14 protein-coding genes and 4 tRNA genes are annotated in these 13,092 nt (G+C 71.0%); 11 read left to right on the top strand and 7 right to left on the bottom strand.

What is annotated here, in order from left to right:
• Positions 1-129 precede the first annotated feature (129 nt).
• The 3 genes from AB8O64_RS16385 (at position 130) to AB8O64_RS16375 (ending at position 3,714) form a co-directional block, all read left to right on the top strand.
• Positions 130-522: a YccF domain-containing protein gene (locus tag AB8O64_RS16385; RefSeq protein ID WP_370419799.1), complete on the top strand. Its 393-nt coding sequence runs from the start codon at positions 130-132 to the stop codon at positions 520-522.
• Positions 523-606: 84 nt separating this feature from the next.
• A complete protein-coding gene (locus AB8O64_RS16380) occupies positions 607-1,329 on the top strand; it encodes a hypothetical protein (RefSeq protein WP_370419798.1) in 723 nt (240 codons plus the stop codon).
• Positions 1,330-1,338: 9 nt separating this feature from the next.
• Entirely contained in the window at positions 1,339-3,714 is a 2,376-nt protein-coding gene (locus tag AB8O64_RS16375) for a tetratricopeptide repeat protein (RefSeq protein WP_370419797.1), read from the top strand.
• A gap of 190 nt (positions 3,715-3,904) precedes the next feature.
• Here the strand turns inward: AB8O64_RS16375 and AB8O64_RS16370 are convergent, their stop codons facing one another.
• The gene (locus tag AB8O64_RS16370; protein ID WP_370419796.1) at positions 3,905-4,357 is read right to left on the bottom strand and encodes a DUF6228 family protein; all 453 of its coding nucleotides are present in this window, start codon (positions 4,355-4,357) and stop codon (positions 3,905-3,907) included.
• A 57-nt stretch (positions 4,358-4,414) separates the two neighbouring features.
• Positions 4,415-4,489, bottom strand: a tRNA-Asp gene (locus AB8O64_RS16365).
• Positions 4,490-4,507: 18 nt separating this feature from the next.
• Here AB8O64_RS16365 and AB8O64_RS16360 point away from each other — a divergent pair.
• Positions 4,508-4,645, top strand: a complete 138-nt coding sequence (locus AB8O64_RS16360) for a hypothetical protein (protein WP_370419795.1) — start codon at positions 4,508-4,510, stop codon at positions 4,643-4,645.
• A 12-nt stretch (positions 4,646-4,657) separates the two neighbouring features.
• On the opposite strand, the gene AB8O64_RS16355 is transcribed toward AB8O64_RS16360, so the two are convergent.
• Positions 4,658-5,146, bottom strand: a complete 489-nt coding sequence (locus AB8O64_RS16355) for a YajQ family cyclic di-GMP-binding protein (protein WP_030368439.1) — start codon at positions 5,144-5,146, stop codon at positions 4,658-4,660.
• A 187-nt stretch (positions 5,147-5,333) separates the two neighbouring features.
• Here AB8O64_RS16355 and AB8O64_RS16350 point away from each other — a divergent pair.
• Positions 5,334-5,415 (top strand) — tRNA-Tyr (locus AB8O64_RS16350).
• 76 nt (positions 5,416-5,491) lie between these two features.
• Here AB8O64_RS16350 and AB8O64_RS16345 read toward each other — a convergent pair.
• Together AB8O64_RS16345 and AB8O64_RS16340 are read right to left on the bottom strand one after the other, a co-directional pair.
• Positions 5,492-6,154 (bottom strand): NAD(P)H-binding protein, encoded by a 663-nt coding sequence (locus AB8O64_RS16345; protein WP_370419794.1) that lies wholly within the window; start codon positions 6,152-6,154, stop codon positions 5,492-5,494.
• 79 nt (positions 6,155-6,233) lie between these two features.
• Positions 6,234-7,508, bottom strand: coding sequence for an amidohydrolase family protein (locus tag AB8O64_RS16340; protein ID WP_370419793.1), 1,275 nt, complete (start codon positions 7,506-7,508; stop codon positions 6,234-6,236).
• A gap of 217 nt (positions 7,509-7,725) precedes the next feature.
• Between AB8O64_RS16340 and AB8O64_RS16335 the strand changes: the two genes are divergently transcribed.
• The 6 genes from AB8O64_RS16335 to AB8O64_RS16310 all read left to right on the top strand — a co-directional run bounded on the left by AB8O64_RS16335 (position 7,726) and on the right by AB8O64_RS16310 (position 10,343).
• Positions 7,726-7,798: transfer RNA gene (locus tag AB8O64_RS16335), tRNA-Thr, on the top strand.
• Between the two features lie 51 nt (positions 7,799-7,849).
• Positions 7,850-7,922 (top strand) — tRNA-Met (locus AB8O64_RS16330).
• 85 nt (positions 7,923-8,007) lie between these two features.
• Positions 8,008-8,172 carry a 50S ribosomal protein L33 gene (rpmG, locus tag AB8O64_RS16325; RefSeq protein ID WP_087927546.1) on the top strand — a complete coding sequence of 55 codons (165 nt, stop codon included), beginning with the start codon at positions 8,008-8,010 and terminating at the stop codon, positions 8,170-8,172.
• 90 nt (positions 8,173-8,262) lie between these two features.
• Positions 8,263-8,715, top strand: coding sequence for a MaoC family dehydratase N-terminal domain-containing protein (locus AB8O64_RS16320; protein WP_370419792.1), 453 nt, complete (start codon positions 8,263-8,265; stop codon positions 8,713-8,715).
• On the top strand, positions 8,715-9,146 hold the full coding sequence (locus tag AB8O64_RS16315; protein WP_184733866.1) for a MaoC family dehydratase: 432 nt from the start codon (positions 8,715-8,717) through the stop codon (positions 9,144-9,146). Before AB8O64_RS16320 ends, AB8O64_RS16315 begins: the two co-directional genes overlap by 1 nt.
• Before the next feature lie 141 nt (positions 9,147-9,287).
• Positions 9,288-10,343, top strand: coding sequence for a UDP-N-acetylmuramate dehydrogenase (locus AB8O64_RS16310; protein WP_370419791.1), 1,056 nt, complete (start codon positions 9,288-9,290; stop codon positions 10,341-10,343).
• Between the two features lie 65 nt (positions 10,344-10,408).
• Here the strand turns inward: AB8O64_RS16310 and AB8O64_RS16305 are convergent, their stop codons facing one another.
• Entirely contained in the window at positions 10,409-11,482 is a 1,074-nt protein-coding gene (locus tag AB8O64_RS16305; RefSeq protein ID WP_370419790.1) for an adenosine deaminase, read from the bottom strand.
• Between the two features lie 166 nt (positions 11,483-11,648).
• Complete coding sequence (locus AB8O64_RS16300) at positions 11,649-12,887, bottom strand: pyridoxal phosphate-dependent aminotransferase (RefSeq protein ID WP_370419789.1); 1,239 nt, start codon at positions 12,885-12,887, stop codon at positions 11,649-11,651.
• Positions 12,888-13,092 lie beyond the last annotated feature (205 nt).

Here is a 13,092-nt window from a genome sequence, read left to right as displayed (position 1 = left end):
CGGACCACGCGCGCGTGACGCGGGGCGCAGCCAGTGCGTAAGGCCGCCGCCCGCGGGTAGCGGCAACCACGGGCCGGCGCCCAGGCGTCTCAGTGGCCAAGGAGCCAGTTGCGTGGAAGGCTGTTGAATATGAAGTTTGTCCTGAATGTCATCTGGCTGGTTCTCTGTGGCCTCTGGATGGCACTCGCCTATGTCCTCGCGGGCCTGATCTGCTGCGTCCTGATCATCACCATCCCCTGGGGCATCGCCTCGTTCCGCATCGCCGCTTTCGCCCTGTGGCCCTTCGGCCGTACGACGGTCGAACGACGCGATGCCGGCGCGGGGTCATTGATCGGCAACGTCATCTGGTTCGTCTTCGCGGGCTGGTGGCTGGCGCTCGGCCACATCGTCACGGGTATCGCCCTGTGCGTCACGATCATCGGCATCCCGCTGGGCATCGCCAACTTCAAGCTGATCCCCATCTCGTTGATGCCGCTCGGCCGCGAAATCGTCCCCACGGACCGGCCGTTCGCGTCGCGCTGACGAGGCAGGTGAAGTCTTAGGCGCCGGCCGACGGCTTGTGGAAGGGTCGTGCCTGTTCGATCGGTACGGCTCAGGGGGGCCGCGGTGCCCAAGAAGAAGAACGCTCGGAAGAAGGCGGCTGCCCGGGACGAGGCACGCTGGGCCGAGCGCCGTCGACTCGTGCGGCAAGAGGCGCTGCGCAAGGTGCAAAAGGGGCGCTCCGGGCCGGGCGGGGAGGAGGGGCACGCGATATCCCGGACACTGGAAGACCGACTGGCTGCCTTCCGGGAGAGATTCCAGGAACCGGTGCGTGTCACCGGGCAGGACTGCGGGGACGTGGGCGCCGCCGCCGAGGCCCCGCTGGACGTCGCCCCGCTTGCTGAGGCCGCGGACCTTCTGGAGCCGCTTGTCGGCTCGATCGTCGAGTGCCAGGACCCGCGCATGGCCCTGCGCGTGCACGTCGGCCTGGAACGCATCAGCGACCTGGAAGGTCCAGAGGCGGCGGGCTACTTCGGGGCGACCTTCGTGGCCGTCGTCTTCGGCTGGCTCGTCGGCGCGCGCGAGGCCGGGCTCGCGCCACGGGAAGCCGGGCGTGCCGTGGAATGGATCCGGGACGCATTCGGTGCCGACGCCGAGCGGGCGGTGCTGGTGCTGGCCGGTCTCATCGGCCACGCCGACGCCCCAGGCGGCACGGTCGACGACGCCATGGACGAGTTGGGGGACGCGTTCCTCCCCGCGGCCATCTGGCTGGTCGCCGGCGTCGTGGCCACAGCCGGCGGCGGGGACACGGCCTGGCTGCGACAGTTCGACCCTGCCCCGGCCGGCTGAGGGGCCGAGGTGACGACACACAACGAGTTCGGCGGGCGCGCCGAGCAGGTGATCCAGGGCCGGGACATCGGCGTCACGTTCAGCCTTCCGGACCGGCCTTCGCCGGCGCTCGCGGGGCTGCCTCCGTGTTCCACCACCTTTGTGGGACGTGACCGGCAAGTCCACGACCTCGTCGAGGGTTTGGCCCCGTCCACGGAAGACCGGGTGCCGGTGGCGGTCGTGACGGGGCCGGCCGGCGTCGGCAAGACCGAGCTGGTGCTCCAGGCCGCGGGGCATGCCCTGCGGCAACCCGGCTGGTTTCCCGGTGGGGTCCTGTTCGTCGACCTCTTCGGATACGACAGCGCGCGGCGGGTCGCGCCGTCCCAGGCGCTCGTCACCCTGTTGCACGCCCTCGGGGTGCCGAGCGAACACGTTCCACCCGAGCTGCCCGAACGCTCACAGCTCTTCCGTACCGTCCTCGCCGCACGGGCCGAAGCCGGTCGACGAGTGCTGATGGTGCTGGACAACGCGTCGAGCGAAGAGGACGTACGGCACCTCCTGCCGAGCGACAAAGGCACCGCCGTCCTCATCTCGTCACGCCACACGCTGGCCGGGCTGGACGCCCGACCGCACAGGCTCGGGCTGCTTCCCGCCGACGCCGGCGTCACGCTGCTCCGGGACGTCCTCCGGCAGGCCTGTGAACGCGATACGAGGGTGGGTGACGCACCGCAGGACGCCAGGCGGCTCACCGAGCTCTGTGACGGTCTGCCCTTGGCGTTGCGCATCGTGGCCTCGCTCCTCGTGGACAGGCCCAACCGGCCGTTGTCGTCCATTCGCGAGGCCCTGGAGGACGGTCGCTCGCGGCTGGACACTCTGAGCCGCGAGGAGCGTGCCGTACGGGCGGCCTTCGACCTCTCCTACGCACAGCTCTCCCCGGGCCAGGCCCGGTTGTTCCGGTTGCTCTGTCTGAACCCCGGCCCGGACTTCTCGACAGAGGCCGCGGCCCAGTTGAACGGTTCCGGCATCCCGGAGGCCGAGCGGCTCCTGGACGACCTCGCCCGCATGCACTTGGTCGCGCTCGGCCGCACGGACGGTCGCTGGCGCCTGCACGACCTTGTCCGCTTGTACGCCGCCGATTGCCTTGGGGCGGAGGGCGGTGACAGTGATGGGGGTGACAGTCTGCATCGTCTCTGGCTCCACTACTGCGGGGTCAGTCTCGACGCGAAAGACCGCGCGTTCGTCAACGGGGATGACGTGCAGCCTGCGGAGAGCCGCTTCAAGGGCCGTGCCGATGCGTTGGATTGGCTGGAGACCGAGCGCCATTCGCTCATGGCCGTGGCGCTGACGACACACCGGGGCGGTGACCACGTGGTGTGCGTGGCGATCGCCCTGCACATCTCGCCGTTCCTGCGGGACTTCCGCTACCTTGACGACGCCGTCGCCCTCCTCGCCGCCGCTGTCAGGTCGAGCCGGGAACTCAAGGAGCCGGGCGATGAGGCCATCCTCCTGACCAGGCTCGGACTCGTTTACCGCGACCTGAGGAAGCTCAAGAAATCCGTGCGCGCGCATGCCAGGGCGATCACGTTGTCCCGGAAGCGCAAAGACCCGCGCGGCCGGGCCAGTGCCCTGAACAATCTCGGCCTGACGCTGTACGACCTGCGGCGTTTCGAGGAGGCGGTCGACGCCCACGCGAAAGCCGAGAAGATTTTTCGGCGACTGGGTGACGAGCACGGGGCCGCGCAGGCACTGTCGAACATCGGGGAAACGCTGACCGCGATGGGAAGAGCGGGGGAAGCGGCCGCGATCCACCGTCGCGCGGCGAAGATCTACCGCACTTCGGGTGACCGGCTCGGCTATGCCCAGGCGCTGGGCGGCCTGGGGATGGCGCTGCGCGACGACGGAAAGCTGAAGAAGGCTGTCGCCGCCCACACCGAGGCGGTCTCCCTCATGCGGCAGCTGGATGCCCCGCATCCGCTGGCGATCGAGCTGGGCAACCTCGGGGTCGGGCTCTTCATGGTCGGGAAGTACGGAAAGTCGCGCGCTTCCCAGGAGGCGGCCCTGGAGATATTCGAGCGCATGGGTGACCGCCACGGCCAGGCGAAGGTCAAGGGAAACATCGGCCTGGTCCGGCAGAAGCAGGAGAAGTGGACCAAGGCCGCCGAGGCCCACACCGAGGCGGCCGAGCTGTTCGCGGAGACCGGGGACGACCATGGGCTGGCCATGGAACTGGAGCATTTGGCCCAGGCGTTGGCCCACCAAGGCCTGCTGGACGAGGCGTTCGAGAACTTCCTGCTGGCCGCGGGCCTGTTCGAGCAGGTAGGGGATGCGGGGGCGGCGCGAACGGCCGCCAAATGGGCGGAAGTCATCTGGCAGGTCGCCGAAGAGCTGTCCACGGCCCCCGACTGAGGCTTCCGCCGCGAAGGCCCGTCGGACGGACCCTGGTTGGCCGCACGGCCCGTCAGCCCCCGCCTGGTCGCCTCCGCCTTCTGCGTCAGGACCAGCGGGCCCTGGCCCGTCGTCCACACCGCCTGGACGGCCAGGCGACGGAAGCGCCACCCCTGGCCCGTCGTCCGCACCCCCGTCGACGCCGCGGGCGTCAGAAGACGCTCGCGAAAAAGGCACGGACCTCGCCGGCGAGGTTGCGCATGTCCTCGCCCGCCGCGTGCACCGTGGTGGTCTCGAAACTCCACTCCTCGGCGGGGGGCCGGGAGTGCAGTCCCCATGTCAGACGGACGTACCCTCCAGGGCCATGCGTGGCCGAGAGCGTCAGTTCGTGCTCAAGGGATCGCCACGTACGCGCTCCGTCCCATCCGCGGGAGTCCTCGGCCAGTTCGTCGAGGAAGGCGCCGAGGCCGTCACCCCGCAACGTACGGACGGACACTTCGGCGCTCACCCGCTCACCTCGCGCTCGCGCGAGGAAGTCGAGCACCGGATCGTCTTCGTACTCCGGGAAGGGGCGGCTGGGTTCGCAGAAACGCAGCAGGATCGAACTCGGGCCGGTAGCCCCCGCGTTCACGACGATGCCGCTCGGCTCTTCTTGGTCGATCATCTGCGCAGATTAAGACGCAGACCCGGCGCCAGCGCCGACGCACGTGAAGACCGAAGGGGCGGGGCGGCCGGATTCGAACCGACGTCCTCCTCCATGACGTGTAGGCGCACTACCTCTGTGCTACGACCCCGCCTTGCGGTGATCATAACCATGGACACGCGTACGTCCCGTCGCGCGAGGGAGGACACCACCAGGGCGGTCGTCGAGACGGACCCGACGACGCCCCTCGCTGTGCCCTCCCCGACGACAGCGTCCCCGCGGGCCGGAGCCCGCATCGAGGCGGCCTGAACTGCCGTGTACTTACCGGTAGTTCACGAACTGGATCGCGAAGTCCAGGTCCTTGCCCTTGAGGAGCGCCTGGACGGCCTGGAGGTCGTCACGGCTCTTGGAGCTGACGCGCAGCTCGTCGCCCTGGACCTGCGCCTTGACGCCCTTCGGGCCCTCATCGCGGATGATCTTGGCGACCTTCTTCGCGTTCTCCTGCGAGATCCCCTCCTCGATCGAGGCGAAGATCTTGTACTCCTTGCCGGAGGCCTGCGGCTCGCCCGCGTCCAGCGACTTCAGCGAGATACCGCGCTTGACCAGCTTGGTCTCGAAGATGTCGAGAACCGCCTTGACCCGCTCCTCGGCGTTGGCGCGCATCTCGATCTTCTCGCCGGACCAGGCGATCGAGGCGCCGACGCCCTTGAAGTCGTAGCGCTGCGAGATCTCCTTGGCGGCCTGGTTGAGGGCGTTGTCGACCTCCTGCCGCTCGACCTTCGAGACGATGTCGAAACTGGAGTCGGCCATATTGAGTTGGCTCCTCGTACGTAGATCCATCAGGGGTACGGCCCCGGAGGGCCGCTGCCAGCCTAGCCACCCGGGGCCCGATCGAGGGGCCGCGAATCGAGTGGCGGACCACCCCTGGTCATCGGGTATGGTTTACGTCGTTGCCACGGACAACCGCCGCGAGGTGGGAATCCAGGCAGCGACCCTTGGCGGTGTGCCCGAGTGGCCAAAGGGAGCAGACTGTAAATCTGCCGGCTCAGCCTACCCAGGTTCGAACCCTGGCGCCGCCACGGAACGAGACCCCCGACCTTCTGGTCGGGGGTCCTTTCGTTTTCCGGCGGCGGCGAATCGGCGGCAGCCGGCCCGCTACCCCGCCGCGACCGCCTTGACCGCCTGCTCCACCGGGATGTCGCCACCGATCAGCTCCAGCGTGCGGCCCGCCGTGTCCGGCTCGGCGAGGAGCGCGGCCAGGACCGCCGCCACGTCGTCGCGGGTCACCTCGCCCCGGCCCGTCGACTCCGCCAGCGTCACCCGGCCCGTACCGGGGTCGTCCGTGAGCCGGCCCGGGCGCAGGACGGTCCAGTCCAGGCCGGCCCGGGAACGCACGTCGTCGTCCGCCGCGCCCTTCGCCCGCAGATAGGCCGCGAAGACCGGGTCCGTGCCCTCGGGCGGCTCGCGGTCCGCGCCCATGGACGAGACGATCACGTAGCGGCGGACCCCGGCCGCCTCCGCCGCGTCGGCGAAGAGGGAGGCCGCGGCCCGGTCCACGGTGTCCTTGCGCTCGATGCCGCTGCCCGGCCCCGCCCCGGCCGCGAAGACGGCGGCGTCCGCGCCCTCCAGATGCCGGACGAGCTCCTCCACCGTCGCCGACTCCAGATCGCACACGACCGGCTCGGCACCCGCCGCGAGGAGCGCGCCCGCCTGCCCCGGCTTGCGGATCACACCCGCTACCTCGTCACCGCGCCCGGCGAGCAAACGCTCCAGCCGTAGCGCGATCTGACCATGTCCACCAGCGATGACAATGCGCATGTCTCCGACCGTACGCCGTACGCCCCGGGCCGCCATCGGACGCACGGGCAAGATCGGCCACTTCACCCGGGGCGACCGCTCAGCCCGGCTCGCCACCGCCCCGCGAGGACTGCCGGGGCAGGTCCAGGGCCACCATCGCCCGCGAGTCCCGGAACTCCCGAACCGCGCTCGTACGGGCCACCACCCGCCCCTCGTGGACCACCAGGCGGCTGTAGGCGAGCGAGAGCATCCCCGCGACGCCGCCGCCCCGCACGGCCAGCAGCTCGGCGGGGAAGCCCGCCTCCACCCGCACCTCCGGCAGCCCCATCGCCGCCCGCGCCCGGTCGCTGACCGCCGCGTACGCCTCCTCGGGACGCAGCTCGCCGCGCGAGGCCAGCAGGAACGCGGCCTCGATGGGGTCACCCCGCCCCACCGGGTTGGCCGCGTCCCGCAGCGCACCGCTGCCCGCCGCCACCTCGACGCCCGCCGCCCGCAGCAGCCGCACCGGCGCGCAGGTCGAGACCCGGCCCCGGTGCGGCCCCGACGCGCAGCAGTCGCCCTGGGGCAGGCAGACCACGGTCACGCCCGCCGCCGCGAGCTGTTCGGCCGCCCGCAGCGCCGGCTCACGGGGCAGCCGGGCCAGGCCGCCGCACGGACCGAGGGTGACACCGGGCCGCAGGCCCCCGGCCATGGCGGCCAGCCGGGCCAGCCGGACCGGGTCGTCACCGTCCGTGTGCAGGTCGACGGCGCAGCCGTGCTCGGCGGCGATGTCCAGGACGGCCTCGGCGTAGCCCGTCGGATCGGGGTCGAGGTCGGGGCAGCCGCCGACGACGGACGCTCCCATCTTCACGGCGTCCCGCAGCATGGCCAGCCCGTCGGCCCCGGCGGCGCCGGTCAGCAGCCGGGGCACCGCGACGGCGGTCAGGTCGGTGAGGCCGCGCAGCGCCCGGCGCGCCTGGAGCACCGCCTCCAGCGACCGCAGCCCCTGGACGTCGCCGATCCGGACGTGGGAGCGCAGCGCGGTCGCGCCGTGGCCGAGTTGCAGCAGCGCGGCCTCCGTGGTGCGCCGCTGGACGTCCTCGACGGCGTACGAGACGGGGCCGCCGATGTCGGCGGTCAGCGCGGTGTCGCAGTGCGCGTGGGGCTCGGCGGGGGCGGGCAGCAGCAGATAGCCGCCGAGGTCGACGCGGGGCCCGGGCACGAGGCTGCCGGCCGTTCCGACGGCCTCGATGCGGCCGTTGCTGAGCCGGACGTCCACGGTGCGGCCGTCGGCGAGCCGGGCGCCGCAGAGCACCAAGGCACCCCCGCCCTGCGGGGGCGGGCCGACGGCGTCGCCGTCGGGCTTCCTCGGCGGCTGCGGCTGGCTGTCGGGCATGGCGCTCCTCCGGGCCGGTGGCGAGGCATGATCACGCAGCTGGACCGAGCCTAGGGCGCAGGTGGGGCGGCTTCGAGGAGGCGGCCAATAGTCGTACTGGTGTGGCCCCTGAGGCCCTCGGGGAGGGGGTCGGCGAGAGCCGTGAGAAGGCCCTGCGTACGGCGGTCCGATACGGATTTCACCTTCGGCCGCAGACCGTGTAATGTCTTCCTCGCTCGCCCCAATAGCTCAGTCGGCAGAGCGTCTCCATGGTAAGGAGAAGGTCTACGGTTCGATTCCGTATTGGGGCTCTGGTGTGTGAGGTTCCTCGCCTGTGAGGGCGAGGATCTCTCTCGCATCAAAGCGGTGTAGCTCAGTCGGTAGAGCAAGCGGCTCATAATCGCTGTGTCACCGGTTCAAGTCCGGTCACCGCTACACACAGTAGCCGATTGTGGGGTCGGTCCTCCGATCGGCTACTCTTTTATGCGTTCATCCGTCCATTCCGTCAAGGAGCACTCACGTGGCTGCCACCGACGTCCGCCCGAAGATCACGCTGGCCTGCGTGGAGTGCAAGGAGCGGAACTACATCACCAAGAAGAACCGGCGTAACGACCCGGACCGACTGGAGATGAAGAAGCACTGCCCGCGTTGCAAGGCGCACACCGCGCACCGCGAAACGCGATAACACTCAGGCTCGTTCGTGAGGCCGTCCCCATTTCTTGGGGGCGGCCTCACGGCGTATCCCCACCCAGTCCACTCTGGAGGTGCCGAGCCGATGGCGCTCGACCAGTCCTTCGTCGGACGGACCTATCCGGCCACCGACCCGTATGAGGTCGGCCGGGAGAAGATCCGCGAATTCGCCGAGGCCGTCGGCGATGCCAATCCGGTGTACCGCGACCCCGAGGCCGCCAAGGCGCTCGGTCATTCGGACGTGATCGCCCCGCCGACTTTCGTGTTTGCGATCACATTCAAGGCGGCCGGGCAGGTCATCCAGGACCCGCAGCTGGGCCTGGACTACGACCGCGTGGTGCACGGCGACCAGAAGTTCGCCTATACCCGCCCTGTCCGCGCCGGTGACCGGCTGTCGGTCACCTCCACGATCGAGTCGATCAAGTCCCTGGCGGGCAACGACGTGCTGTCGGTGCGTGGCGAGGTCCACGACGCGAGCGGCGAGCACGTGGTGACCGCGCACACGATGCTGGTGGCCCGCGCCGCCGAGGAGGCGTGATGACCGCCCGGATTTCCTACGACGAGGTGGCGGTCGGCACCGAGCTGCCCGCCCAGTCCTTCCCGGTGACGCGCGCCATGCTCGTGCAGTACGCGGGCGCCTCCGGCGACTTCAACCCGATCCACTGGAACGAGAAGTTCGCCAAGGAGGTCGGACTGCCGGACGTCATCGCGCACGGCATGTTCACCATGGCCGAGGCGATCCGCGTGGTGACCGACTGGGCCGGCGACCCGGCCTCCGTGGTCGAGTACGGCGTGCGCTTCACCAAGCCGGTCGTCGTGCCGAACGACGACAAGGGCGCGGTCATCGAGGTCAGCGCCAAGGTCGCGGCCAAGGACGACGAGGCCCGCACGGTCCGCGTCGACCTCGTGGCCAAGAGCGACGGCCAGAAGGTGCTGGGCATGTCCCGCGCCACGGTCCGCCTCGCCTGAGCACGTAACGACGCGTAAGGGGCACCCGCCAACGCGGGTGCCCCTTACGCGTACCCACTACGGACGGTGACGGGATCGCAGGCTGCGTCCAACCCACCGCACCCCGCAAGCCCAGCGCAGCGCCCCCGTACTCTTGTGCTCGTGCAGGAACTCCACGACGCCCCCCTCGCCCCCCTGACCACCTTCCGTCTCGGCGGCCCCGCGACCCGCCTTGTCACGGCCACCACCGACGACGAGGTCATCGCGGTCGTCCGCGAGGCCGACGCGAGCGGCACCCCGCTGCTGATCATCGGCGGCGGCAGCAACCTGGTCATCTCCGACAAGGGCTTCGAGGGCACAGCCCTGCGCATCGCCACCACCGGCTTCCGCCTCGACGGCACCCGCCTCGAGCTGGCCGCCGGCGAGAACTGGTCCGACGCCGTGGCCCGCACCGTCGAGGCCGGTCTGGCCGGCATCGAGTGCATGGCCGGCGTGCCGGGCTCCGCCGGTGCCACCCCGATCCAGAACGTCGGCGCCTACGGGCAGGAGGTCTCGGCGACCATCACCGAGGTCGTCGCCTACGACCGCCGTGCCGACGAGGTCGTCACCATCCCCAACGCCGACTGCGGCTTCTCCTACCGCCACAGCCGCTTCAAGCAGGACCCCACGCGCCACGTCGTGCTGCGCGTCCGCTTCGAGCTGGAGGACGCGGGCGGGCTGTCCGCGCCCCTGAAGTACCCCGAGACCGCCCGGGCCCTCGGTGTCGAGGCCGGCGAGCGCGTACCCGCCGCCACGGCCCGCGAGACGGTGCTGAAGCTGCGCGCGGGCAAGGGCATGGTCCTCGACGCCGAGGACCACGACACCTGGTCCGCCGGGTCCTTCTTCACCAACCCGATACTCACCGAGGCCGAGCACGCGGCCTTCCTGGCCCGCGTCGCGGAGCGGCTGGGTCCGGACGTCACGCCGCCCGCCTACCCGGCGGGCGACGGCTTCACCAAGACGTCGGCGGCGTGGCTGATCGACAAGGCGGGCTTCACGAAGGGGTACGGGGCCGGCCCGGCCCGGATCTCGACGAAGCACACGCTCGCGCTGACGAACCGGGGCGGGGCCACGACCGAGGACCTGCTCGCGCTCGCGCGGGAGGTCCGGGACGGGGTGTTCGCGGCGTTCGGCGTGACGCTGGTGAACGAGCCGGTCACGGTGGGCGTCAGCCTGTAGGGACGCTTTCCCCTACCCGCCGCCCCTTCCCGTGACCGGGGGCTCCGCCCCCGGGCCCCCGGGCCTCAGACGCCGGCCGGGCCGGGTGCAGCCAGCCACTCGTCCACCTCCGCGAGCAGCTTCTCCCGCACACCCGTCGGCGCGGCCGACCCCCGCACCGACTGCCTCGCCAGCTCCGCCAGCTCCGCGTCCGTGAAGCCGTGGTGCTCGCGGGCCAGCTCGTACTGGGCGGCCAGGCGGGAGCCGAAGAGCAGCGGGTCGTCCGCGCCCAGCGCTATCGGCACGCCCGCCTCGTACAGGGTCCGCAGCGGCACGTCCCCCGGCTTCTCGTAGACGCCCAGGGCCACGTTCGACGAGGGGCAGACCTCGCACGTCACACCGCGCTCGGCGAGCTTGCGCAGCAGGCGCGGGTCCTCGGCGGCGCGGACGCCGTGGCCCACGCGGCCCGCGTGCAGGTCGTCCAGGCAGTCGCGCACACTGCTGGGCCCCGACAGCTCGCCGCCGTGCGGGGCGGCCAGCAGACCGCCCTCGCGGGCGATCTCGAAGGCCCGGTCGAAGTCGCGGGCGAGACCGCGCCGCTCGTCGTTGGAGAGCCCGAAGCCGACCACGCCCCGGTCGGCGTAGCGCACCGCGAGGCGGGCGAGGGTGCGGGCGTCCAGCGGGTGCTTCATGCGGTTCGCGGCGACGAGCACCCGCATGCCCAGCCCGGTCTCCCGCGAGGCGCTGTCCACCGCGTCCAGGATGATCTCCAGGGCGGGGATCAGCCCGCCCAGCCGCGGTGCGTACGACGTGGGGTCGACCTGGATCTCCAGCCAGCGCGAGCCGTCGCGGACGTCCTCCTCGGCGGCCTCGTGCACCAGGCGCCGGATGTCGTCGGGGGAGCGCAGACAGGACCGGGCGATGTCGTACAGCCGCTGGAAGCGGAACCAGCCGCGCTCGTCGGTGGCGCGCAGCCGGGGCGGCTCGCCGCCGCTCAGGGCCTCGGGCAGGTGCACGCCGTACTTGTCCGCCAGCTCGATCAGGGTCGAGGGGCGCATCGAGCCCGTGAAGTGCAGATGCAGATGGGCCTTCGGCAGCAAACGGACGTCACGGACGGATTCGCTGGGGTACGGGGGCTGCTCCCCGGAAGACTGCCGCATCCCAGGATCTTGCCGTATACGTGTGACAAGCGGTAGGGGAATTACCTGAACGAGCGCTGAGGCGAATGCAAAGCCGAAGGCGCGGCCGAAACGTCAGGCCGGAAACCGGAACGCGGGCCCCCGGCCGCAGCCGGAGACCCGCGTTCCGCACACACGGCGCCGGGCGTTACGCCTTCGCCTCGGCCAGCAGCTTCTGGATCCGCGAGACGCCCTCGATCAGGTCCTCGTCGCCCAGGGCGTAGGAAAGGCGCAGGTAGCCCGGCGTCCCGAAGGCCTCACCGGGGACGACCGCGACCTCGGCCTCGTCGAGGATCAGGGCGGCCAGCTCCACCGACGTGGTGGGCCGCTTGCCACGGATCTCCTTGCCGAGCAGCGCCTTCACGGACGGGTAGGCGTAGAACGCGCCCTCCGGCTCGGGACACAGCACGCCGTCGATCTCGTTGAGCATCCGGACGATCGTGCGGCGGCGGCGGTCGAAGGAGACCTTCATCTCCTCGACGGCCGTCAGATCGCCCGAGACGGCGGCCAGGGCAGCCATCTGCGCCACGTTGGAGACGTTGGACGTGGCGTGCGACTGGAGGTTCGTGGCGGCCTTCACGACGTCCTTCGGGCCGACGATCCACCCCACGCGCCAGCCGGTCATCGCGTACGTCTTCGCGACACCGTTGACCACGACGCACTTGTCGCGCAGCTCCGGCACCACGACAGGCAGCGAGCAGAACTCGGCGTCGCCGTAGACCAGGTGCTCGTAGATCTCGTCGGTCAGCACCCACAGGCCGTGCTCGGCGGCCCAGCGGCCGATCTCCTCGACCTGGGCCCGGGTGTACACCGCGCCGGTCGGGTTCGACGGGGAGACGAAGAGCAGCACCTTCGTGTTCGGCGTACGGGCCGCCTCGAGCTGCTCGACCGAGACGCGGTAGCCGGTCGTCTCGTCCGCGACGACGTCCACCGGGACACCGCCCGCGAGGCGGATCGACTCGGGGTAGGTGGTCCAGTACGGGGCCGGGACGATGACCTCGTCGCCCGGGTCGAGGATCGCGGCGAAGGCCTCGTAGATGGCCTGCTTGCCGCCGTTGGTGACGAGCACCTGGGAGGCGTCGATCTCGTAACCCGAGTCGCGCAGCGTCTTCGCGGCGATCGCGGCCTTGAGCTCGGGGAGCCCGCCGGCCGGGGTGTAGCGGTGGAACTTCGGGTTGCGGCAGGCCTGAACCGCGGCCTCGACGATGTAGTCGGGCGTGGGGAAGTCGGGCTCGCCCGCGCCGAAGCCGATCACCGGACGCCCGGCGGCCTTGAGGGCCTTCGCCTTGGCGTCCACGGCGAGGGTCGCGGACTCGGAGATCGACCCGATGCGGGCCGACACCCGACGGTCGGTGGGGGACTGTGCGGGAGGAGTGGCAGCGGTCATGAGGGCATCGTCCCAGACCCGGAACGAACCGGGCGCACGGGTTTCACGGACGGCTGCGGCGACGGACTGGACCCCCCTCTCACGTCCCTCTCACGGCTGCATCCAGGCGCCTCGCACCCCGGCTGTTCGACGCTGGGCCCCGGAGCACGTACACTCATGCGTCGTTGGCCCCTCACAGGCGACTCCACTGTGCACACACCGTGCA

Origin of the sequence: Streptomyces sp. QH1-20, assembly GCF_041283565.1 — a bacterium.
Lineage (GTDB): Bacteria > Actinomycetota > Actinomycetes > Streptomycetales > Streptomycetaceae > Streptomyces > Streptomyces syringius.
Note: the sequence above shows the minus strand (reverse complement) of the source record. Positions and strands in the feature narration are given on the sequence as shown.